Raw genomic sequence first — 21850 nt, 5'->3', positions numbered from 1 at the left:
TATTTTTGCAAGGAAGTAATAAGGTGGAATAAAAAATGGCAGACAACAATAAGAAGCCGTCCAAGGATTTAGACCGTATCGATCGCAATATTCTTAACGAATTGCAAAAAGATGGTCGCATTTCAAACGTAGAACTTTCTAAGCGCGTTGGGCTATCTCCAACCCCGTGTTTAGAGCGTGTACGCCGTCTTGAGCGTCAAGGGTACATTACTGGATATACCGCTCTTCTAAACCCACAATATTTAGATGCCTCACTTTTGGTGTTTGTTGAAATTACACTTAACCGTGGTGCGCCAGATGTGTTTGAACAGTTTAATACTGCGGTTCAAAACCTAGACGACATTCAAGAATGTCATCTCGTTTCTGGTGATTTCGACTATCTATTAAAGACACGTGTATCGGATATGGGCGCCTACCGTAAACTGCTAGGCGACACATTGCTGCGCTTACCTGGTGTGAATGACACTCGAACTTACGTAGTAATGGAAGAAGTGAAGCAAACGAATCAATTGGTTATAAAAACACGATAGAAACGCTAACGCTTTGAATCCTTTTCCAGATTCTGACGTTAGTTAATTGGGTTTTTGACATCAATATGGTTAAATCGGTAGTCCGAGACGACGTTGTCGCTCGGACTATTTTTATACATTAAGCTTTTATTTTTATAGTTAAGTTGGTTATGTTCAAAGAGAACAAAAGTAAAGTAGAAACAATCATTAAAACGGGTGAAGAGTCTTCCTCTTCGCGCTTGAGCGGAACGCAGCGGTTGAGAGAGTGTGCGCTGATTGTCGCCGTGCTTTTTTCGATTCTGCTTGCTGTTTCACTCGTTACTTATAGCCCAGCAGATCCTTCTTGGTCTCAAACTGCGTGGGGTGTGGATATTGAAAATGCAGGTGGTATTGTCGGCGCTTGGATCGCGGATACTTTGTTTTTCACTTTTGGTTCTTTAGCTTACCCGATACCCGTTATTCTAACATGCGCGGCATGGGTATTGTTCCGTAAGCGTGATGAAGACGAACCGCTTAACTTAATGCTCTGGGGCACTCGGCTTTTAGGGCTGTGCGTTCTAATCTTAACCAGTTGTGGTCTTGCAGATATCAACTTCGATGATATCTGGTATTTCTCTTCAGGCGGTGTGATTGGTGATGTACTCACCAGCCTTGCGCTGCCCACACTTAATGTGTTGGGCACAACCCTAGTTCTGCTTTTCATGTGGGGGGCAGGGTTTACGCTGCTCACAGGTATTTCTTGGCTGGATATTGTTGATGGGCTTGGCAGTTTAAGTCTGCGCCTCATGACTGGCCTGTTAAACAAACTGCGTGGTCGTCAAGATGAAACTCTTGAGCCATCACTGACTTCAACTATTGCTGAGCGCAAAACACTGGCCGCGGAAGATTTTGTCGCCTCACGTGATGTCGATGCTCAAACGCATTCTGAGCCTTCGCCGCTCGCCAGTGAAACAGCGACGGATGAGCCGGTAAGCAATGAACCACCACAAGCGCGTCGTTTCAATATTCATGTCCCTGATTCACGCAGCGACGATCCGCTTATGGCACCGACTGCGTCATCAGAACCTACGCCAGAGCCGATGTACATCGCGCAAGAAGATGAAGATACATTTGATGCTGATGAGCGAGAGCGTCAGTTAGGCGCAACCATTGAACAGTTGGAAGCCGCTGCGAAAACGGGTGAGCACAATCATGAAAAGGCAACGTCGTCTGTAGCGATTGAGCAAGCGTCTTATTCAACGTCCGCAGATTATTCAAGTAATGATGAAGATGAAGATTTGCAAACGGATGAGCTGCCTTGGCAAGTGGATGTTGAAGAGCAATATACGCCAGCATTAAGTGAAGAACAGTGGTCACAGATCAGCCAAGACATTACGCCGGAGTCTGAACCTAGTTTCTCGAGTTTTGAGATTGATGAGCAAGAGAATGACGTTTCAACGGCACCTGCGATGGAGAACGACGAGAAAGATGCGGACGTTGAAGCGTTTCAAGATATTGTTAATCAGGCGCAAGCGACGCAGGCCGCTCAACAAAACCCATTCTTAGCCAAAAAAGAAGAGATTTTACCAAAACCGGCTGAGCCAATGCCGACGTTAGAGCTGCTCTATCATCCCGAGAAACGTGAAAACTTTATCGACCGCGATGCATTGGAAGATATTGCTCGTTTAGTGGAAGCTAAGCTGGCAGATTATAAGATTAAAGCGCGTGTGGTTGATATTTTCCCTGGGCCGGTCATCACCCGTTTTGAGCTCGACCTTGCTCCTGGGGTCAAAGTGAGCCGAATTTCTGGCTTATCAATGGATTTGGCTCGCTCGCTGTCAGCGATGGCGGTTCGTGTTGTCGAAGTCATACCTGGTAAGCCTTATGTGGGGCTAGAATTGCCGAACATGAGCCGTCAGACCGTGTATTTATCTGATGTTATTGCTAGCTGTCAGTTTAAGGACGCAAAATCCCCGACCACGGTTGTACTTGGACAAGATATTGCGGGTGACGCTGTTGTTGCTGACTTGGCGAAAATGCCTCATGTACTGGTGGCGGGTACCACTGGATCGGGTAAGTCGGTTGGGGTGAACGTAATGATCCTCAGCATGCTATACAAATCGACACCAGAAGATGTTCGCTTCATCATGATTGACCCGAAAATGCTTGAGCTATCGGTTTATGAAGGCATCCCTCACTTGCTGTCAGAAGTCGTCACCGATATGAAAGATGCCTCCAATGCATTACGTTGGTGTGTCGGTGAAATGGAGCGCCGTTATAAGCTAATGTCAGCGCTTGGGGTACGTAATATCAAAGGCTTTAATGACAAGCTGAAAATGGCGGCGGAAGCTGGTCATCCAATTCACGACCCATTATGGCAGCCAGGTGATAGCATGGACGAAGAGGCGCCACTGCTTGAGAAACTGCCGTATATCGTCGTGATTGTAGATGAATTTGCCGATTTGATGATGGTGGTTGGTAAGAAAGTTGAAGAGTTGATTGCTCGTCTGGCTCAAAAGGCGCGTGCGGCCGGGATTCACCTCATTCTCGCGACTCAGCGCCCATCGGTGGATGTCATCACTGGCTTAATTAAAGCCAATATTCCGACTCGAGTTGCCTTTACGGTTTCGACTAAGACTGACTCTCGAACCATTCTTGATCAAGGCGGCGCGGAGTCGCTACTTGGAATGGGGGATATGCTGTATCTACCTCCAGGCTCTAGCCATACGGTTCGAGTTCATGGTGCGTTTGCTTCGGATGATGATGTGCATGCCGTGGTTAACAACTGGAAAGCGCGTGGTAAACCGAACTATATCGACGAAATTACTAACGGTGAGCAAAGCCCAGAAACGTTACTACCTGGCGAGAAAATGGAGTCAGATGAAGACGTTGATCCGCTGTTTGATCAAGTGGTTGAGCATGTCGTCGAATCAAGACGAGGGTCAGTATCAGGCGTTCAGCGCCGCTTTAAGATCGGTTATAACCGCGCCGCGCGAATCGTGGAGCAGCTGGAAGCTCAGGGAATTGTTAGTGCCCCTGGGCATAATGGGAATCGAGAAGTCATCGCTCCGAAGCCGAATCGCGATATGAATTAACCCAATAAAAAATCCCCGCATTAAGCGGGGATTTTTTTATCGTACCGTCGTTACGATTTTGATTTGGTAAATTGCGAGATCAAAATGATAGCGAATGCGACTAAATTACCCGCAAAGATAATGACCAACCACTGTGGCATAGACAAGGTCAGAAATTGCCATACGATTTTGCTACAGTCGCCGTAGGCTTCAAACATCCATGGCATCCATTTATTCAGTGGCAGCCAGCTGGGTAAAGTCACGAATACATCGCAAGTTGCGAAAGGAGATGGGTTAAATTGGTATTCGACATGCTGCATCGCAAGAGTTAGGCCTTTATATGCACTCACTCCCCAACCCAGCAGCCCAAGCCAGCGAAAGATGGGATTGTTTGGTGCTATGAGGCCGAGAACGGCTGCGCCGCCAATACCGACCATCGCAATACGTTCATAAATACACATCACACACGGAGCGAGCATTAAAACATGCTGAAAAAACAGCGCGCAAGCTTCAAAGAAAATCATGAACAGTAGCAGTAATAGCCAAGATAGTCGCCGAGTAGAAAAGGTTTTTATTGTTGTTAAAAGATTCACTTCATTGATCCTTATAAAAAAAGCTCTGAGTTATCAGAGCTTTTTATCTAGAAATAGTTTCGGGTGCAAACGAATTTTTAGTGTCCGCTACCAGAAATTGGTGAGCTAGGTTCCATTACCACATCGCTTATCCAGCCTAAGTCATACATCGCTGCTGAAAGTGGTTCAAGAAAGAACATGATCCCTGCCAGACCCGTGAGTGTTAATACGATGGTGTAGGGCAGCGCCATCAGCACCATACGGCCGTAGGATAGGCGGATCAACGGAGCGAGCGTTGAGGTCAGTAAGAACAAGAAGGCCGCTTGGCCATTTGGTGTCGCGACTGAAGGTAGGTTCGTCCCCGTATTGATCGCAACGGCGAGCATATCGAACTGTTCGCGTGAGATGATGCCTTCATTAAGCGCGGTTTTCACCTCGTTAATGTAAACCGTACCGACGAACACATTATCCGAAACCATGGAAAGTACCCCGTTGGCTAGGTAGAACAGAGCTAACTGAGCGCCGTCGTCTTCGATGTGTAATACCGAGTCGATAACGGGTTTGAACAATCCTTGGTCGATGATAACGGCAACAATCGAGAAAAATACCGCTAGCAGTGCTGTGAAAGGCAGTGCCTCTTCGAATGCTTTACCTAATGCATGTTCTTCGGTAATACCGGTAAAGGTGGTGGCAAGAATGATGACAGACAAGCCAATCAAACCGACGGCGGCAAGGTGTAAAGCCAGTGCGACAATGAGCCAGACCGCAATGAAGCCTTGTGCCCACAACTTAGCGACATCCTGATTGGTGCGTTTTTCGGTTTGCTGATTATCAAACTCTTCCAATATCGCGCGCACATTAGCAGGTAGTTGTGCACCGTAGCCGAAGACTTTGAACTTTTCGACCAGTACGCAAGTGGCGATACCTAGGATAAACACAGGCAGTGTAATGGGGGCCATGCGCAAAATGAACTCACCAAATAGCCAATTGGCTTGATCGGCGATGATCAAGTTTTGCGGTTCGCCAACCATGGTTGTGACTCCGCCAAGCGCCGTACCAACACCAGCATGCATCAGCAAAGAGCGTAAAAACGCGCGATAGTTTTCTAAATCTTCTCGTGTTAATTCAGTGAAATGCTCATCTTGCGTATGATCATGATCGGGCGCCGTACCGCGTCCGGAAGCGACCTTATGGTAAATCGAGTAGAAGCCAACAGCGACACTAATGACCACCGCGATGACGGTCAGCGCATCTAAAAATGCGGACAAAAATGCGGCGGCAAAGCAGAAGGCGACGGACAGCAGAACTTTTGAGCGGATGCCAAGCAAAATCTTGGTAAAGATAAACAGCAGCAGCTGTTTCATGAAGTAAATACCCGCTACCATAAACACCAATAGCAGTAACACTTCTATATTGGCGACAAGCTCATGTTTCACATGTTCAGGACTCGTCATCCCAATAGCAATCGCCTCAATCGCTAACAATCCACCTGGCTGAAGTGGGTAGCATTTTAACGCCATTGCTAAGGTAAATATAAATTCTGCGACCAAAACCCATCCGGCAAGAAATGGGTCAACAAGGAAGAAAAGAATGGGGTTGAGCACCAAGAAAACAATGATGGCAACTTTATACCAGTCTGGTGCTTTGCCAAGAAAGTTTTTAACTAGGGCATTCCCGAAAGATATCGGCATTTGGACTACTCTTTATGTTGTTTTAATCTAGAGGTGAAGCGCTTGACTTATATTGATGTGGGCTATCTGACTTGCGGGAATGATTTGGTAAAACGACAAGTACGTATTCCTTGTGGTCTTGCCAAGCCATCCTTTGAGAAGACAAGCACTCATACTTAGGAGTTACTCTACTCTCCACAGCCATTTAGTCAACGATTGGTTAAATGAATCGTTGATTTATGGGATTTTTTGTTGAAAAACGCGATCAAAGTGGTATTCAGAATATCAACGCAATGTTGTTTCATTGTTTTAAGGTTGGTTGTCTTTTGTTAATGTTATGCATTTTTAGCACTAAACTCGTCTCTATATTGACACGTAATGAATATATAGATTGATTTTTGAGCGTCTGGACCCGGATCAAGCCTGAGTCTGCCATTTCATTCAACGCAGGCCAATAATTTGGGTGAATATGGGTTGGTTAGTGAAGATTTCTTCACTACGTGAGTGAGCACTGTGTGCTTGAGCCCAAGTTTCACGGGCGTTAATTTCCTGTACCCTGTAACTAGTGGTATGATGAGTCACATTAGACCCAAATAACGAATAAATTGGATTAAAAACTAAATGGTCATTAAGGCAAAAAGCCCTGCGGGATTCGCAGAGAAGTATATTATAGAAAGTATTTGGAAAGGGCGTTTTCCTCCAGGTTCCATTTTACCAGCAGAGCGTGAGCTTTCCGAGCTCATTGGTGTCACTCGTACAACCTTAAGGGAAGTGTTGCAGCGTCTTGCTCGTGATGGATGGTTGACAATTCAGCATGGTAAGCCGACGAAGGTGAACCAATTTATGGAGACCTCAGGTCTGCATATCCTAGATACATTGATGACACTCGATGCCGAAAATGCGACCTCCATTGTCGAAGATCTGTTGGCTGCTCGCACCAACATCAGTCCCATTTTCATGAGTTATGCATTCAAGCTAAACAAAGAGCATGCAGAACGCACGATTATCACCGTAATTGAGTCTTGTGAAACTCTGCTTGGCGCAGAGTCTTGGGATGCGTTTATGGCATCTTCACCTTATGCAGAGAAGATTCAACAGCATGTGAAAGATGATGGTGAGAAAGACGAATTGGTACGCGAAGCTAACTTGATCGCAAGAACCTTCAATTTCTACGATTACATGTTATTTCAAAGACTTGCATTTCATTCCGGAAACCAAATTTATGGTTTGATCTTTAACGGCATTAAAAAGCTGTATGATCGTGTCGGCAGTTATTACTTCTCTAATCCAGAGTCGCGTAAATTGGCATTGCAGTTTTATCGTGACTTATTGGATGTGTGTAAAACAGGTAACCGTGATCAAGTTGCCGTTGTGGTACGTCAATATGGCATGCACAGTGCGCAAATTTGGAATGAGATGAAAAAGAGCTTACCAACCAGTTTTACTGAAGATGATAGCTAATACGGTGTTTATCGAAGGTCACAAAAAAGCCCCTGTTTAAAGGGGCTTTTTACTTTACGCAGGATTTAGCAATCGTCTTCTGACCCGCCAGCCGCTTTGAACCAATCGCAAAGATGCTGTTTCAAGTTTTTCAATTCCTCAGGCCCAATTAATGCTAAACCCAAGTCTTCAGCGCGCGTGATATCGTTGTAGCGCAGTGGACGAAAACTGACGAGCATTGCGCGAGCTTGCAGCCCACCCAATAAGTCGCGTAGTGACTCCAACTTATACAGCGTGTCATCGCCATCATCACGCATGCCTTTGGTCTTACACTCAATAATATGCAGCTTGTTATTGACGACAGAGGCAACGTCTAATTCATTGCGGACTTCGCGATCGCCAAGCGTACGATATACCTGAACATTCAGTGAACGGTCTTGAATCGTCGGCAAGTCTTCTTGGATCTGCTTGACCGTGCTATGCACGAGCGTTTCAAGCCATTCCCCATTTGAAAAGCGACGAGCATCTTCGTTGGCAAACGTCAGTATACCATCCTGATATGTGGCTATTTTGGCTTCAACAAGGTCATCTATTAGCATCGCTAACTCGCGATAGCCTTGCTGCTTTTCAGACAGTTCTACATCTAACTTGTGTTCTTTGCGGCAGGTAGTGGCGAGGTAGTTTAGCGTTGCAAGACCAGGCCCTAATTCTAAAGCGTTACTTGCCCAGCTCTCGCCGAGCTGATAGAGCTTCTGATCAAGCTGTGGTGAGATCTCATGTTCACAGAATTCACCTCGCGCACCGAAGATCGTGAGGTAGTCGGAGATCGTGATATGGTCTTCGACTTGGACTTCTTGCTTACCGTCAGGGTAGAGCCAACATAAGCTGTCGGTGCTTGGTTCAACGACGAAAATGTCCCAGTGATAAGAACGAAATACCTCATAAATCGACAATAAACGATGTCGCAATCCACAGCTCGCATTGAGTTTAACTTCTTCCTCGCCGCGGTTTTTCAACTCTTTGGCTAAGCGATCAACGGCGGTTTTTAGTTGGGAGGTGTTGGCTCGAATCGGTATCTCAAAAAATTCGGAGGTGATGTCGCGCTGCTTTAAAACTGTATCTAAACGCTGGTACATAACGTGTTGCGTACTATCGCCGATAAAAATGATGTGACGACTCACGGTACGTTTATCAAACAGGGGAGTGATTAAACGGATAGGATCCGAGTCTATGATGCCTACATGAACTGCCATATGATTTCCTCATGTATGGCTTGCGAAAATGAAGAGTCTTGAAAAGTGGGCAAGCCTTATACATTGATATAATGACATGCATCCCAAAAAACAAGGGCGACTTTCGATGAAAGTCGCCCGAGGTCAATAATTTACAGGGATTTTACAATTTGAAACGATGGACCAATTCACCTTGTTGATTGGCCATTTCTGTGAGTTGCACATTAGTGTGTGCAATATCTGCCATGGCTTGATAGCTCGTACTGGCGATGGTGTTGATCTCCTCAATGTTTCTGGCGATGTCTGAGGTTGTTTCACTCTGCTCCGCCGCTGCTTGGGAAATATGACCACTCATTTGGCTGATTTCGATGATCAGTGCCTGTATCTCTTCCATTGCGTTATTAGCGAGCGCCGCTTGCTCGACGGATAATGTCATATCCTGCATACAGCTCTCTATCACTTGGCTTGCGGTGGTGGAACTGGTTTGGAGATTACTGATCATATCTTCGACTTCCGTTGTTGAGTCGGTAGTCCTTTTGGCAAGTACACGAACTTCATCGGCGACGACGGCGAACCCTCGTCCTTGTTCTCCGGCTCGTGCTGCCTCAATGGCCGCGTTGAGAGCTAATAAATTGGTTTGTTCAGCAATATTTCGAATCACGTCCAAAATAGTACCGATTTTACCACTCATCACTTTAAGCTCAGCAACCGCTTCAACCGAATGCGTGAGGCGGCTTTCTAATTGGTGAATGGTCGTGATGTTTTCGTTCATCACTTTACGCCCAGAGTCAGAAGCGGTTTCTACTCGTTCAACCATTTGCTGCGAGCTTTGTGCGTTGCTGGCCACTTCTTGTACCGAATGGGCCATTTCTGTCATGGCCGTCGCCACATTGGCCGTTTGTTCTCGTTGTTGGTTAAGCTGCGCTTGCGCGTTATTGGACGTCACCTGATTGTGATTGGCTGTGGACGTTAAGTCATCCGACGCGCTGTTTAATTTAACCAGTATATTGTGCAGATTATCCGCTAACGAGTTAATGTGATGACTTAAGCGGCTAAACTCATTGTTGTAACGAATTTCAATGCGCTGAGTCATATCGCCTTGCGTAAGGCTTTCGAGTGTAGCAAGAATGCGTGTTAACGGCTCTCGTACACTGTGCGCGATATGATAACCGATGCCTGCTGCAAGTAAGGCAACCACCAAACCAATGGTGACAGCCTTAATCAAACCGCTGTTGTAGACTTGCTCGGCATCTTGCAAGGCTTGATTTAAGCCGTTTTCAGCTTCGGTGCTGAAGGTTTCGAGCAACAACATGGTGTTATCTACTTCGTTCGCGAGATTAGTGATGTTGTCATACAAAGCCGATTTTGCACTGAGGTAGTCATGATGTTGATCAAGCACGCCACCTTTCTGACCGATGTCGCGAGTAAACTGTTCGACTTGGTCATCAAAGGCGTCTTTTAACTCGGGTAACTGCGCGGTCAGACCGCGATAGGCGTAATTTAAATGAGTGACGGCCTTTTTGTTTTTGGCGACGGCATTCGACACAAACTCAGTGTCACTGCTGGCGAGTGCATCAGAGGTAATACTTTCAGCTTCTTTTAGTTTAATGAAGTAGCTCTTTGCCATGATCTTTACAGAGATGCTTGATTGCCCGTCGACATATTCTTTCATTCCCACACTAAGTGATGAGGTTAAACGCTGAAAATCACGAGTTGATTGCTGAACTTGCGCTTGTGCATCAAACATGGCTTGGTAATTTGCCATTGCTTTTTCTGCTTCAGAAAAATAGCGCGCCTTGCCTTCTTCGAGTGCCGTCATTTGTTCGACCAGAGCCGGATGGCTGCTGCTGGCGTTTTTTAAATTATTGAGGGCATCACTGTAACGTTGCTCGGCCTGCGCGAACTGCTCTTGCATCTCTGCCATACGCTGTTTACTTTGCGTCGTCAGAAAATCCTTAAAATACTTGTCGGCGCTAAGGAGTTTAACGCTGGTCTCATTCGAGAGGGAAACTAAGGGCAAAGAGCTTTTTGATACCGAGGTAAAATTACTTTGAATCATCTGCATGCTGCGCATCATTAAAAATGTGGTAATGGCAAACATGACTATGATCAGTGCAAAACCGGCGTACATCCGCCGTATCACTGAACCTTGCATAAATCTCTCCCTTATTCACGTGGCAAAAATATGATCTGTTTAAAAAAAGTTAACAGAAACAGCATCATGATATTTCAGGTGAGACGCGCATTTTATGACGCACAATACAAAAATAGTTTAGTTAAGGGACTGAATTCTTAATCTGTTAACCTCACTCTGTTTTTATTGAGCTTTCTATGCCCTTGCCGCATACTCAGTGGAATTAGGTCGTTTCGCATAATCTCTATCAGTTGGAGGAACCATGACTGAAGAAACCATTTTTAGTAAAATTATTCGTAAAGAAATTCCCGCCGATATCGTCTACCAAGACGACTTAGTGACTGCATTTCGTGATATTAATCCCCGCGCTCCAAGTCATATTTTGATCATTCCCAACAAACATATTCCGACGGCCAATGACGTAACGACTGAAGATGAACTTGCTCTTGGTCGCCTATTTACTGTGGCGAAAAAATTGGCTAAAGAAGAGGGCATTGACGAAAACGGCTACCGTTTGATCGTCAACTGTAACGCTCACGGCGGTCAAGAGGTCTATCACATTCATATGCATTTGTTGGGCGGCCAACCGCTTGGGCCTATGCTATTAAGCTAAACTATTTCTTTGTGTAATGGTCTTACGCCAGTATTGGAGGCATGGGTCGCGACTTATGCCTGTTTGTCTGAACTATTTGATAGGAGAGTGAAGTGCGCTATCGCATTCAACTCGTACTGGCAATGGTTAGCACAACGTTACTGACCTCTTGTGCTAACTTCTCTGCAGGTAATCTTTTTAGTCACTACAGTGCGCAGCAGCGTGACCTCTATCAATCGGTCAAATCTGGTCAATATCAAAAAGCCAAGCAGGCGCTTGGTGATGATGTGGCCGGGGCGATTCTGGATAATTTCGAACAAGGGCGTGTTGCGATTCTTAACCAAGATTACGCGCAAGGCCGCCAATTTCTCGACCAAAGCGATCAAGCGGTTCGAGAGCAGCAAGACAAAGCAACCATATCCATTTCTGAGTCGGCGATCAGTGCCGGCTCCCTTGCAACTAATGATAACCTCAATATTTATCGCCCTGCAGATTATGAGCTTGGGTTTTTGCATCTCTATTTAGGTTTGACCTACGTCTATGACAATGATTTGCAAGGTGCGTTAGTGGAAATGCGCCGTGCGAACCAAATTCAAGAGCAAGCCCGTAAAACGCGAGAAGCAGAGTTAGAAGCGGCGCAAGATAAGATGCAATCGCAAGGCCTAAGTCCAAATATTGGGAGCATTTTGGCCAATTACCCGGATGCGGGGAAAACACTTCAAGCAGTGCAAAATGGGTACCTGCTTTATCTCTCTGCGCTCTTGTATGAAGCGTCGGGTGACTTGAATGGTGCGTACGTGGATTATCGGCGTGCATTAGCCGTTTCCGCCGATAATTCTGATGTTGCTATGGCAACCATGCGTGTTGCCAAGCGTCTTGGAATCGATCAAGACTTGCTCAAGCTCCGCCAACGCTATGGTGACGTTGAACCGCTGCGTTCGACACAAAGCCGAGTTATCATCATTGAAGAGCAGGGCGTAGTTGATGCGTTACAAGGCTGGAAACAGGCTTTACCTATCTTTGACAGCAAACGAGGAACAGCTTGGTATACTTTAGCACTTCCTTACTACCCAAAGGTAGGCGATGAAACGTTTGTGCCGATGACGTTAAATGGAGCTCAAGTGGAGAGTTCTCAGTTGGCGGATGTCGATAATATGGCCTCCCATGATTTGTCTGAGCGCATGCCAAGCATTATCTTACGTCAAGCGTTACGTGTTGTTACCAAAGAGCAATTACGCCGTCAAGCGGCGAAAGATGATGTCGGGAATTTGCTATTTAATGTGTGGAATACGCTCACCGAGCAACCGGACACACGAAGTTGGTTAACATTGCCAGCACGTGCAAATAGCGCCACCATTAATGTTGAGTCTGGTACGCAGACACTCAATATTGGTGAAAAAACATATTCGTTTGATGTAGAAGCGGGTCGAACGGTATTGGTTTGGCTCTCTCGCCAAGGTAGCAATGCGACCGTTTGGCATAAACAACTAGGAAGGCTGTAATGAAAAAATGGTTATTAGTGACATTTGCTGCGCTGACTCTCAGTGCGTGTGCCGATAATACTGCAGGGCTGAGAATTGATGGTGCCACTCAAACGGTATTATTTGGTGACAACGTGTTGGGCTCGCGTCTAAAAATTGACCACATTACCACGCAAGATGTGAATGGCAGAACTCGTGGAATCGTTCGGCTTGCAAGTCAATATAAGGGCGATCAACATATTCAATACCGTTTCTATTGGTATGATGACCAAGGCTTGGAAGTGAATTTGAAACAAGGCCCTTGGCGTCAAGCGGTAGTGCGTGGTATGGAAACTATCGCGATATCTGAAGTGTCTATCAACCCTCAAGGGACACAGTTCCGTGTACAAATCCGTGAACTGGACAACTAACTTTTGGTCTAATGTTCTTAGACCTTCATTAAAATAGTAATCGAATTGGTAAATGAGGAACCAATAATGAACAAAAGTCTTCTTGCTTTACTGGGCTTAGCAGTGGTTTTAGGTGGTTGTTCAAATACAGTCAGCTATGGTGATGCGCAAGCGGTTGAAACGACAACGATTGATTTCGGTTCAACCGATTTACAAAAAATTGCCGCCGATATGGTCGACAGCATGATGGCCTCCGGGTCGGTCGCGGCGATTACCCAAAACAACCGCCCAATCGTTTTTGTTGAGAGCATCAAAAATAAAACCAGTGAACACATTGATACGGAATCCATCACGGATAGCATCAGCACTAAGCTGTTGAACTCTGGTAAATTCCGTTTTGTCGACATGAATCGCGTTGAATCTGTTCGTGAGCAACTAAACTTTCAAAACAACGATGAGTTGGTGAATCAAAGCACGGCGATCCAATTTGGTAAAATGGTGGGAGCGCAGTACATGCTCTACGGTAATTTATCGAGCATTGCCAAAACGGCGGGCAGCGATAAAGACGTTTACTACAAAATGACCATGCGTTTAATGGATCTGCAAACCGGTCTGATTGAATGGGCGGATGAAACTGAAATTCGCAAGCAAGGCTCAAAAAGTTTTCTTGGCTTATAATCGCTGATTAACGTTAAGCGTGAAGGAGGAGTAATGGCACGCATGTCTTGGCAAGAGGCTTGTCATCTTGATGAGTCACTGGCTTCCCTTGATGCCTTCTTCACTTTGCCCCCCGCGTACGCACAGACGTTGACCGGGGGGTTGACGAATCGTTGCTGGAAAATCGTTCTCTCTGACCAACAAGCTTACGTTTGGCGGCCTAGTACGCTGATCACACAAGCATTTTCTATTTCTCGTGTCCAAGAATATCAAATCCTCAAAGCCATTGAGCAGACCCAACTTGGGCCAAAACCGATTTATTTAAACAGTGCAGGTTTGTTGGTTGAATGGATTGAAGGCAAAGCGCTCACGCATGACCTTGGGTTTGACTCATTACTTAAGAGCTTGGTCAAAGTGCATCTGTGCAGTGTCGAACGGATGCCGACCGCACCATTTAATTATACGGCTCGAGTCGATCATTACTGGATGAGCCTAGAGAGCCATTACAAAGTGGAGCCCTACCTATCTATTTATCAGCGCTGGCGATCACAGCCAAATTTGACTCATGTTGGAATCGCGTTATGCCATTTTGATTTAGCGGGTTATAACATGATTGATACCGAGTTAGGTCATCGAATTATCGATTGGGAATACGCAGGTATTGCCGATCCAAGATTGGATCTCGCATTGTGCATTGATATTTGCCAAGAAAAGCCGCTAGAAGCCGTGTTTCGCTATTGCCAACTGCGCAATATTGTCGAGGTGGATGACTGGGTTGATGGCGTTCAAGCTTGGCTACCTCGAGTGACGATGATGGCATTGCTTTGGTACTTACTGGCGCACCAATTATGGGGCGATGAACAATACCTTACCCAAGCGCAGCAACTTGTTGAAAGTTTTGATGAGTGATCATTTTTTGAGAATCGAGAGAGAGAATGCAGACTGCTCAGGTTTAAAACCTTAGCTTTCATGGTAGATTAGTAGGACATAAATCGGGGGCACCATGATTATTTACTTACACGGATTCGATAGCACCAGTCCTGGCAACCACGAAAAGGTGATGCAGTTGCAGTTCATTGATGAAGACGTCAGGTTTATTAACTACAGCACGTTGCATCCCAAGCATGATATGCAGCACTTGCTGAAAGAAGTCGACAAGGCGATAGAGTTATCGGATGACACCTCACCACTGATTTGCGGCGTCGGATTAGGCGGATATTGGTCGGAGCGCATTGGTTTTCTGTGTGGCATTAAGCAGGTCATTTTTAATCCAAACTTGCATCCACAACACAATATGGAAGGGCGAATTGATCGTCCCGAAGAATATGAAGATATCGCCACTAAATGTGTGACTAATTTTCGAGACAACAATAAAGGTCAGTGTATGGTGATTTTGTCAAAAAATGACGAAATTCGCGATAATTCTGGTGTGGCACAGGAATTGTCACCTTATTATCCGGTTGTATGGGACGAACAAGAGACACATAAGTTTAAAAAGATCTCTCATCATCTACAGGCAATAAAGGCCTTTAAACAGCAAAATTGATTATTATTGAGCTTAAAAAGCAGCATGTGAAAACACGCTGCTTTTTTTATGTTTTTGAAACGGTGTTTTTGTAATTTTAACCTGAGAAAATTTGTTTCAATATTTCATTTATCGACGTCATTCTTAGGTTGCACGGTCGGTTTTGACCTATATAATGACAATCCTAAATTTATTTGATAAATGTCAAGAAAAATTGAGAGCGAGCGAAGAACGCCGCCCCAAAAATGTCAGGTTGAGCACAGAGTTAGGCAAGCTTACGCGCGAAGAATAAACAACGAATAAACCCTCATCGCAATCTGCCTTGAACCGATGCTATGACGCAGCCTTAACGAATTTTATCGGGACGATTTATCGGCCTGAAACATGTTTATTCATTTTATGAGGATTGTTGTTTTGACAAAAATTGTAGTTGTTGGCGGTGGTGCCGGTGGTTTGGAGCTAGCGACCAAGCTAGGCCGAACCTTAGCCCGTAAGGGGAGAGCGCAAGTAACGTTAGTCGATAAAAATTCAAGCCATTTGTGGAAGCCGTTACTGCACGAAGTGGCAACTGGCTCGCTGGACGAAGGTGTTGATGCGCTCAGCTATCGTGCTCATGCGAAAAATCATCACTTCGATTTTCACCTTGGCTCGTTATGTGGCATCGACCGTGAACGTAAAGTGATTAAACTGGCAGAACTGAAGGACGATGAGGGTGAATTGCTCATGCCGGCACGTGAAGTCGACTATGACATGTTAGTGCTTTCAATTGGTTCAACATCAAATGACTTTAATACGCCAGGAGTACGAGAGAATTGTATTTTCCTCGACAGCCCGGATCAGGCGCATCGCTTCCGTAGCGAAATGAACAATGAGTTCCTCAAGTTACACGCCAAGAATGGTCATGGCACCGTCGATATTGCGATTGTGGGTGGTGGTGCGACAGGTGTGGAGGGTGTGAAAACTAGAAAAGTACACTTAAATGATCAGACCTTACTAGCAGCCTAGTACTCATTCTCTTTATATAGCAATATCTGATTTTATTGATTAAATAATGTTGAATTATTATGCATGGGTTTAATCAATACAATTAAGAAGATAAAGAATATCCCTGTATAACTAAATGGCTTTAACTAATTCTACTGACCGGATTTGAATCGGGTTGGATTAAATTTTGAGTATTTAAAGGAGAGTTTTGATGACTCGTATTATTGTTGTTGGTGGCGGCGCAGGTGGCTTAGAGCTTGCGACGAAATTGGGCCATACATTAGGGCGAAAGAATCGCGCGAGTATTACTCTAGTTGACCGTAAAGCAAGCCATCTGTGGAAGCCTTTGCTACATGAAGTCGCAACAGGTTCATTGGATGAAGGTGTTGATGCTCTTAGTTACCGTGCTCATGCCAAAAACCATAGTTTTGATTTTCAGATGGGTAGTCTATCAGCGATCGACCGCGATAAAAAAACGATTACATTATCTGAGCTTCATGATGAGCATGGTGAATTATTAATTCCTGAGCGTGAGTTGGAATATGACCTCTTGGTTATGGCCATTGGCTCAACTTCGAATGATTTCAATACTCCTGGTGTTCGTGAGAATTGTATTTTCCTAGATAGTCCAGAACAAGCTCACCGTTTTCGCACTGAGATGAACAATGAGTTCCTAAAATTGCACGCTAAAAACGGTCAAGGTACTGTTGATATCGCAATTGTTGGCGCAGGGGCTACAGGAGTCGAGCTCAGTGCCGAGCTTCATAATGCAATTAAGGAATTACGTTCATATGGGTTTGGGGATTTAGACTCAAGCAAACTGAATGTTAACTTGGTTGAAGCGGGTGAGCGTATACTTCCTGCACTACCACCTCGCATTTCTTCAGCGGCTCATAGTGAACTGACAAAACTGGGAGTGACTGTCCGTACAGCTACCATGGTCACTCAGGCAGATAGAGATGGCTTAACGACTAAAGATGGTGAGAAGATCCACGCACAAATCATGGTTTGGGCTGCGGGTATCAAAGCACCAGACTTTATTAAAGATATTGCAGGCCTAGAAACAAACCGCATCAACCAGTTGGTAGTAAAAGATACGCTGCAAACCACTCGTGACGATGATATCTTTGTGATCGGTGACTTGGCTCAGTGTACACAGCCTGATGGTAAGTTTGTTCCGCCTCGCGCTCAGGCTGCACACCAAATGGCAAGTCAGGCGTTTAAGAATATTGTCGCTAAAATTAATGGTCGTGAACTGAAACCATACATTTATAAAGACCACGGTTCATTAGTTTCGTTGAGCCGCTTTTCAACAGTGGGTAGCTTGATGGGGAATTTAACCAAAGGCTCGATGATGGTTGAGGGGCGCATCGCTCGTGTTGTGTATATTTCACTTTATCGTATGCACCAAATGGCGTTGCACGGAATGTTCAAAACGGGGTTAATGATGTTAGTTGGTAGAATCAACAGAGTGCTTAGACCAAACCTTAAGCTTCACTAATTAAAATAAAACCGGGGCAATGAGCTCCGGTTTTATTGTCATCCCTAAACCACTGCCTCTGGCGGTGGTGATTGTTTTTAACCCTTCTACTAGTCTTTTGAGCAAAGGTTGTTAACTCATGATATTAGGTTTTGCTTAAATCCGAAAGCAACTTTTTTATAAGTTTTTGTCTATCACTAATACTCATTTTGGCAATCAAACAAGCCAGTTCTGCAGACTCATCATCCTCACAAAAAAAATAATTTAAGGGCACTCCTAGCTCTTCAGCCAGCAGTTTAAGTGTACTTACATCTGGTGTATGCACCCCTCTCTCATACTGGTTCATCCGAGCACTTGCTACTCCGTCGTCAATCCCGATACGAACCCCCAATGTTTTCTGAGAGATCTTCACTTTTTTTCGGGCTTCTTTGAGGCGCTTGGGTATTGGGTTGTCAATCGACACTTATGTTTCATACTTTATTTACCTATAGATACTAAGATTTTCTTAGTTTTACTTATTTATGTATACTAAGCAATACTTAGTATTTGTGTTGTTCGAGTAGTAAATGAAACGTTCTCAAAAAATAAATGAATATATTTATAAGTTGTTGATAGAAAAAAAGATGGATGGATTTTCTGTTGTTGAGGCTAGAGATGTCGCTCACTTGTTCCCCGAAAGCCCCAAAGATATCAATGAACTCCGAAAGATTGTTTATCGACAATTATTAAAGTGCATAGAAAGCGGATGGTTGCGGTGTGAAGGTTCTGGTAGAGAAAAACGTTACTTCAAAACGGACGCGTTTAATTCGCTCTCTTTTGAGCCTCGGAAACCTAAATCACGAGTAAGAAAGAGCCGGCCAAAAGTATCAGTTACAAATCAAGATAGTAACGATTACTCTGAATTAACGGTTGAGCGCAACAGATTAAAGGGAGAACTGGAAGTTACTTTGGGTGAGATAGATAAGTACAAAGCGTTAAAAGAACAATATCCCGAGCAATTTCAGCTTCTTGAACGTCTGAACGTTGCTGCTAACGAAAAAGCAGCTTTGTTTATGGGCAATATTAATGCAATTACGAATATGTTGAATTCGTTGTCACATGAGAGAGCATAGTATGTTAAGGAAATGGCAAGCCGAATGTGTTGCTCAGGCGTTGGAAAAATACGAGTCTGGTTCTAACCATTTCTTCTGTCAAGCGACACCAGGAGCCGGTAAAAGCATCATGTCAGCTACACTGGCTAAGACATTACTCGATAAGGGGATGATTGATCTCATTCTTTGCTTTTCACCTTCTGTTGCTGTAGTTGATGGCATGAGGGCTACGTTTTCGATAATCATCAATTGTCCATTCAACGGAAGTCTAGGCTCAATAGGTCAGTCACTTACTTATCAGTCCATCCAGTATTTAGGCGATGACTTTTGGCGAACTATTGAAAAATATAGAGTTCTTGTTGTGTTTGATGAAATTCACCATTGTTCCGGCGATGAACCAGACAGAGCCAATATTTGGGGGCAACAAATATTGGCTCGTATACAAGGTGTTGCTACCTATACTTTAGCTCTGTCGGGAACTCCCTGGCGTTCAGATAAACTTCCGATTGTTTTGGCAGAATACAGTGACCCGGAAGGCAAGCTATTTTGTGATTATCAGTATGGTTTAGCTCAAGCGATATCAGATAATGTATGCCGCAAGCCAAAAATAGTGCTGGTTGATAATGAACATTTAACGATTTCAGAAGGCTCTGTGAAGAAATCGTTCGCTTCTATTCTTGAACTTCTTAAGCAATCAAAAACGTCTTATCCGGACGTGATTCATAATGCCCAAGCAATGGAGCATATCCTCGGTTTGGGATGTCAGAAACTCAGTGAAATCAGGAAAGAGTCCTCAAATGCCGGAGGCCTCGTTGTGACGTCATCGGTGAAGCATGCGAAACAAGTACAAAAAATATTAACTGAGAAATTTGGTCAGTCGACAACATTAGTGACTTATCATCATGACGATCCACAGTCTGAAATTAAAACTTATAAAAACGGAACAACTCAATGGATAGTCAGTGTCGGCATGATAAGTGAAGGTACTGATATTCCCCGTTTACAAGTGTGTTGTCATATCAGCGCTATAAAAACAGAACTTCACTTTAGACAAGTACTTGGCCGCGTATTACGAGTCAATGATAGTCCAAACCAGGAAGCCTGGCTTTATACGTTTGCTGAGCAGAACTTAATTGAATATGCGGAACGTATTGAGCATGACATTCCTGAAACATGCCTATTTGCTAAATTCGGTAAAGAAGATTATGTCACAGAGTTCCCAGAAACAAACCAATGCGGTGAAATCGAATCTGTACCGTCACAAACAATCAAGGGATACAGCCAGTTACAATGGGACGTTCAGCCTAAACATTCCACCTCGGGTAGTGGTTCGGATGACATTTTTGATGAGATTTGGTTGGGACAGTTTCGAGAACGTGTAGTTGCTGCGTTCTTATAATCAATCAGAAATTTTATTGTCAGACAATATGTTAGTTAGGAGTTGATATGTTTTATGTTGGTGTTAGTCATTATTATGCGACGGGTGAAGGCGTCACAATTTATGTCGCTAGCGGTAGCGAAGAAGGCATTCGGGAATCGATTCCTGAGTACTTTCATCAAGGACTCACTATTTTAATCCCCTCTGAGTGGATAAAAGCTGCTGCTGGGGACTGTGAGGATGAATACCACCAATCGGATGCGGACGTTCTTAAAACCTATTTACCGGTGTTATGGAAGCAAATTGAAGAAAGAGCATTGGAAAGAGGGTGTTATCTGGATTTTTTCATGAAGCACCATTTTAACTATGCCTAATGTGAATTCGAGAATTTCAATGAAGATTTTATATTTCGACCTACTTAGTTTGTTCTATTCGAATGAATATTTTTACCGTAATGCAAGTGTACACGCCAAATATAAAGAATGGTTCAATACTCGAACAAAGACTCTTTTAGAAATGGTAGAACCGGATTCTCAAGCTATCGACATGCTAAGAAGTGCAGTGTCAGAAGCGGGTCTACTACTTTACCCTTTGGGAACTTGTTATGACCGAGCATATCTTATTGAACATTGTGTATTTTCTAGCGATGAATTAGCACCGGAGACAGAGTTGCCCTTCAGGATGCAAATGGACGACAACAACCCTGTGCGTAGGATGATAGCTCACTCATATGGATTGAATGCTCAATGGTATGTCTGTGGAGAAATCGGTTCTGAGGAACTATTACAACCCTATCCAGAACGTTACTTACGTTCTGAGTTTGGAAAGGGCGTCACTTGTCAACTCATCTCTAAAATACGCGACTTAAGATCAGCGGATTATTAAATTTAACTTACGGGGTCGTGTGTCGATGTTTTTGAGAAAGAGACGAACTGTAGAGCAGATTTTAGCTTCCTTTGGAAGCGGAGATTCTGCTGATGATTTCCCTTCTCTTGAAAGACTAAGATTGTACGAACAATGGAAATCAGGAACTGCGCAAAAGATATTTGATGGGGTTTTATTGTATCAAGAACAGTGCTTGCTGGTAGAGCTACAAGAAGTTAAACAAGCGATTTATCATTCATACAAAAGACAATGGATATGGTTTTTCGTAAAAGTATCCGCCATTTTTGCAGTAAACTTTGTCGTATATGTAATTCAACTTACGTAGAAAGAGCAGAGCCTTATCTGGTTCAATCCTACGTATTTAATAATCGTTGGATATTAGCGATACCGAATTCCATTTTCTGTCTTGCCGATGAATTAGCACTATGGACGCGGATTAAAGGTGGTTGAAAGTCTTGAGTTGCAACCGCCTCTTCAATCCACAGGATAATGTCATAGCCTGTTCCATGTTCATCGTCTCCAAGATCATGATCGAGACTAATTTCAGTAACGATACCTTGCTTAAGTAAGGTAATGGCTTCCTCGGGCCAGTAAACTCTATGCCATCCTTTTGGAGTCTGCCGTTCATCATCGAGGTAGACTTTCATTTTAGCTCCTTATTCTAGAAAGCGGTACCATGGTACAACTATATCAACAAACCGTTACTCTTGCAGTGAGCGACGGCCGTACAGACATTTTACAAGCATAAAATTACACGATTTCAAAATTTACATGAATC

At 44.3% G+C, this 21850-nt stretch carries 21 protein-coding genes and 1 pseudogene; 16 read left to right on the top strand and 6 right to left on the bottom strand.

The features are described 5' to 3' along the window. The first annotated feature begins 35 nt into the window (after positions 1-35). The gene (gene lrp, locus ACFFUV_RS06015) at positions 36-530 is read left to right on the top strand and encodes a leucine-responsive transcriptional regulator Lrp (RefSeq protein WP_093269135.1); all 495 of its coding nucleotides are present in this window, start codon (positions 36-38) and stop codon (positions 528-530) included. Between the two features lie 149 nt (positions 531-679). Beyond that, positions 680-3583 (top strand): DNA translocase FtsK, encoded by a 2904-nt coding sequence (locus tag ACFFUV_RS06010; protein ID WP_390190475.1) that lies wholly within the window; start codon positions 680-682, stop codon positions 3581-3583. A 50-nt stretch (positions 3584-3633) separates the two neighbouring features. On the opposite strand, the gene dsbB is transcribed toward ACFFUV_RS06010, so the two are convergent. Together dsbB and nhaB are read right to left on the bottom strand one after the other, a co-directional pair. Next, complete coding sequence (gene dsbB, locus ACFFUV_RS06005; RefSeq protein ID WP_390190473.1) at positions 3634-4155, bottom strand: disulfide bond formation protein DsbB; 522 nt, start codon at positions 4153-4155, stop codon at positions 3634-3636. A 77-nt stretch (positions 4156-4232) separates the two neighbouring features. Beyond that, on the bottom strand, positions 4233-5825 hold the full coding sequence (nhaB, locus tag ACFFUV_RS06000; RefSeq protein ID WP_390190472.1) for a Na(+)/H(+) antiporter NhaB: 1593 nt from the start codon (positions 5823-5825) through the stop codon (positions 4233-4235). 600 nt (positions 5826-6425) lie between these two features. On the opposite strand from nhaB, the gene fadR reads away from it, so the two are divergent. Next, positions 6426-7265 carry a fatty acid metabolism transcriptional regulator FadR gene (gene fadR / locus ACFFUV_RS05995; protein ID WP_390190470.1) on the top strand — a complete coding sequence of 280 codons (840 nt, stop codon included), beginning with the start codon at positions 6426-6428 and terminating at the stop codon, positions 7263-7265. Positions 7266-7330: 65 nt separating this feature from the next. Here fadR and ACFFUV_RS05990 read toward each other — a convergent pair whose 3' ends face one another. Beyond that, complete coding sequence (locus ACFFUV_RS05990) at positions 7331-8497, bottom strand: DUF1887 family protein (protein ID WP_390190469.1); 1167 nt, start codon at positions 8495-8497, stop codon at positions 7331-7333. Between the two features lie 142 nt (positions 8498-8639). Continuing rightward, complete coding sequence (locus ACFFUV_RS05985) at positions 8640-10631, bottom strand: methyl-accepting chemotaxis protein (protein ID WP_390190467.1); 1992 nt, start codon at positions 10629-10631, stop codon at positions 8640-8642. A 241-nt stretch (positions 10632-10872) separates the two neighbouring features. On the opposite strand from ACFFUV_RS05985, the gene hinT reads away from it, so the two are divergent. From hinT to ACFFUV_RS05945, 8 genes and pseudogenes are all read left to right on the top strand, one after another. Further along, positions 10873-11223, top strand: coding sequence for a purine nucleoside phosphoramidase (hinT, locus tag ACFFUV_RS05980; RefSeq protein ID WP_390190465.1), 351 nt, complete (start codon positions 10873-10875; stop codon positions 11221-11223). A gap of 92 nt (positions 11224-11315) precedes the next feature. Continuing rightward, the gene (locus ACFFUV_RS05975) at positions 11316-12704 is read left to right on the top strand and encodes a COG3014 family protein (RefSeq protein WP_390190464.1); all 1389 of its coding nucleotides are present in this window, start codon (positions 11316-11318) and stop codon (positions 12702-12704) included. Continuing rightward, positions 12704-13093 (top strand): YcfL family putative periplasmic lipoprotein, encoded by a 390-nt coding sequence (locus tag ACFFUV_RS05970; protein ID WP_390190462.1) that lies wholly within the window; start codon positions 12704-12706, stop codon positions 13091-13093. Before ACFFUV_RS05975 ends, ACFFUV_RS05970 begins: the two co-directional genes overlap by 1 nt. A 66-nt stretch (positions 13094-13159) precedes the next feature. Continuing rightward, positions 13160-13750 (top strand): penicillin-binding protein activator LpoB, encoded by a 591-nt coding sequence (lpoB, locus tag ACFFUV_RS05965; protein WP_390190461.1) that lies wholly within the window; start codon positions 13160-13162, stop codon positions 13748-13750. Between the two features lie 33 nt (positions 13751-13783). After that, entirely contained in the window at positions 13784-14638 is an 855-nt protein-coding gene (locus ACFFUV_RS05960) for a phosphotransferase (protein WP_390190460.1), read from the top strand. 94 nt (positions 14639-14732) lie between these two features. Beyond that, positions 14733-15275, top strand: a complete 543-nt coding sequence (gene ycfP / locus ACFFUV_RS05955) for an alpha/beta hydrolase YcfP (protein ID WP_390190459.1) — start codon at positions 14733-14735, stop codon at positions 15273-15275. Between the two features lie 393 nt (positions 15276-15668). Then, a pseudogene (locus ACFFUV_RS05950) lies at positions 15669-16205 on the top strand (NAD(P)/FAD-dependent oxidoreductase); the annotation flags it as partial. 244 nt (positions 16206-16449) lie between these two features. Then, positions 16450-17739 carry an NAD(P)/FAD-dependent oxidoreductase gene (locus ACFFUV_RS05945; RefSeq protein ID WP_390190458.1) on the top strand — a complete coding sequence of 430 codons (1290 nt, stop codon included), beginning with the start codon at positions 16450-16452 and terminating at the stop codon, positions 17737-17739. Positions 17740-17863: 124 nt separating this feature from the next. Here the strand turns inward: ACFFUV_RS05945 and ACFFUV_RS05940 are convergent, their stop codons facing one another. Then, positions 17864-18181: a helix-turn-helix domain-containing protein gene (locus tag ACFFUV_RS05940; protein ID WP_390190456.1), complete on the bottom strand. Its 318-nt coding sequence runs from the start codon at positions 18179-18181 to the stop codon at positions 17864-17866. A gap of 103 nt (positions 18182-18284) precedes the next feature. Between ACFFUV_RS05940 and ACFFUV_RS05935 the strand changes: the two genes are divergently transcribed. The 5 genes from ACFFUV_RS05935 to ACFFUV_RS05915 are packed head-to-tail and all read left to right on the top strand — an operon-like array spanning position 18285 to position 21397. Then, positions 18285-18830, top strand: a complete 546-nt coding sequence (locus ACFFUV_RS05935; RefSeq protein WP_390190454.1) for a VspR family transcription factor — start codon at positions 18285-18287, stop codon at positions 18828-18830. 1 nt (position 18831) lies between these two features. After that, positions 18832-20208 carry a DEAD/DEAH box helicase gene (locus ACFFUV_RS05930; RefSeq protein WP_390190452.1) on the top strand — a complete coding sequence of 459 codons (1377 nt, stop codon included), beginning with the start codon at positions 18832-18834 and terminating at the stop codon, positions 20206-20208. Positions 20209-20255: 47 nt separating this feature from the next. Continuing rightward, positions 20256-20561: a hypothetical protein gene (locus tag ACFFUV_RS05925; protein ID WP_390190450.1), complete on the top strand. Its 306-nt coding sequence runs from the start codon at positions 20256-20258 to the stop codon at positions 20559-20561. A 19-nt stretch (positions 20562-20580) separates the two neighbouring features. Then, a complete protein-coding gene (locus ACFFUV_RS05920; protein ID WP_390190448.1) occupies positions 20581-21072 on the top strand; it encodes a hypothetical protein in 492 nt (163 codons plus the stop codon). 25 nt (positions 21073-21097) lie between these two features. Further along, positions 21098-21397, top strand: coding sequence for a hypothetical protein (locus tag ACFFUV_RS05915; protein ID WP_390190446.1), 300 nt, complete (start codon positions 21098-21100; stop codon positions 21395-21397). A 28-nt stretch (positions 21398-21425) separates the two neighbouring features. On the opposite strand, the gene ACFFUV_RS05910 is transcribed toward ACFFUV_RS05915, so the two are convergent. After that, a complete protein-coding gene (locus ACFFUV_RS05910; RefSeq protein WP_390190444.1) occupies positions 21426-21719 on the bottom strand; it encodes a cyclic-phosphate processing receiver domain-containing protein in 294 nt (97 codons plus the stop codon). Positions 21720-21850: the final 131 nt, after the last annotated feature.

The sequence above is a fragment of the Vibrio olivae genome (assembly GCF_042428525.1).
Taxonomy (GTDB): domain Bacteria; phylum Pseudomonadota; class Gammaproteobacteria; order Enterobacterales; family Vibrionaceae; genus Vibrio; species Vibrio olivae.
The sequence above is the reverse complement of the archived record's forward strand: the minus strand, read 5'-3'. Positions and strand labels throughout refer to the sequence as shown.

What these genes read in the sequence shown, in the direction of transcription:
- ACFFUV_RS05915 (WP_390190446.1), top strand. Translation starts at nt 21,098, where the DNA reads ATGTTTTTGAGAAAGAGACGAACTGTAGAGCAGATTTTAGCTTCCTTT.
- ACFFUV_RS05920 (WP_390190448.1), top strand. Translation starts at nt 20,581, where the DNA reads ATGAAGATTTTATATTTCGACCTACTTAGTTTGTTCTATTCGAATGAA.
- ACFFUV_RS05990 (WP_390190469.1), bottom strand. Translation starts at nt 8,497, where the DNA reads ATGGCAGTTCATGTAGGCATCATAGACTCGGATCCTATCCGTTTAATC.
- lrp (WP_093269135.1), top strand. Translation starts at nt 36, where the DNA reads ATGGCAGACAACAATAAGAAGCCGTCCAAGGATTTAGACCGTATCGAT.
- ACFFUV_RS06010 (WP_390190475.1), top strand. Translation starts at nt 680, where the DNA reads ATGTTCAAAGAGAACAAAAGTAAAGTAGAAACAATCATTAAAACGGGT.
- ACFFUV_RS05945 (WP_390190458.1), top strand. Translation starts at nt 16,450, where the DNA reads ATGACTCGTATTATTGTTGTTGGTGGCGGCGCAGGTGGCTTAGAGCTT.
- ACFFUV_RS05925 (WP_390190450.1), top strand. Translation starts at nt 20,256, where the DNA reads ATGTTTTATGTTGGTGTTAGTCATTATTATGCGACGGGTGAAGGCGTC.
- nhaB (WP_390190472.1), bottom strand. Translation starts at nt 5,825, where the DNA reads ATGCCGATATCTTTCGGGAATGCCCTAGTTAAAAACTTTCTTGGCAAA.
- ACFFUV_RS05985 (WP_390190467.1), bottom strand. Translation starts at nt 10,631, where the DNA reads ATGCAAGGTTCAGTGATACGGCGGATGTACGCCGGTTTTGCACTGATC.
- ACFFUV_RS05930 (WP_390190452.1), top strand. Translation starts at nt 18,832, where the DNA reads ATGTTAAGGAAATGGCAAGCCGAATGTGTTGCTCAGGCGTTGGAAAAA.
- ycfP (WP_390190459.1), top strand. Translation starts at nt 14,733, where the DNA reads ATGATTATTTACTTACACGGATTCGATAGCACCAGTCCTGGCAACCAC.
- ACFFUV_RS05910 (WP_390190444.1), bottom strand. Translation starts at nt 21,719, where the DNA reads ATGAAAGTCTACCTCGATGATGAACGGCAGACTCCAAAAGGATGGCAT.
- ACFFUV_RS05935 (WP_390190454.1), top strand. Translation starts at nt 18,285, where the DNA reads ATGAAACGTTCTCAAAAAATAAATGAATATATTTATAAGTTGTTGATA.
- fadR (WP_390190470.1), top strand. Translation starts at nt 6,426, where the DNA reads ATGGTCATTAAGGCAAAAAGCCCTGCGGGATTCGCAGAGAAGTATATT.
- hinT (WP_390190465.1), top strand. Translation starts at nt 10,873, where the DNA reads ATGACTGAAGAAACCATTTTTAGTAAAATTATTCGTAAAGAAATTCCC.
- ACFFUV_RS05960 (WP_390190460.1), top strand. Translation starts at nt 13,784, where the DNA reads ATGGCACGCATGTCTTGGCAAGAGGCTTGTCATCTTGATGAGTCACTG.
- ACFFUV_RS05970 (WP_390190462.1), top strand. Translation starts at nt 12,704, where the DNA reads ATGAAAAAATGGTTATTAGTGACATTTGCTGCGCTGACTCTCAGTGCG.
- lpoB (WP_390190461.1), top strand. Translation starts at nt 13,160, where the DNA reads ATGAACAAAAGTCTTCTTGCTTTACTGGGCTTAGCAGTGGTTTTAGGT.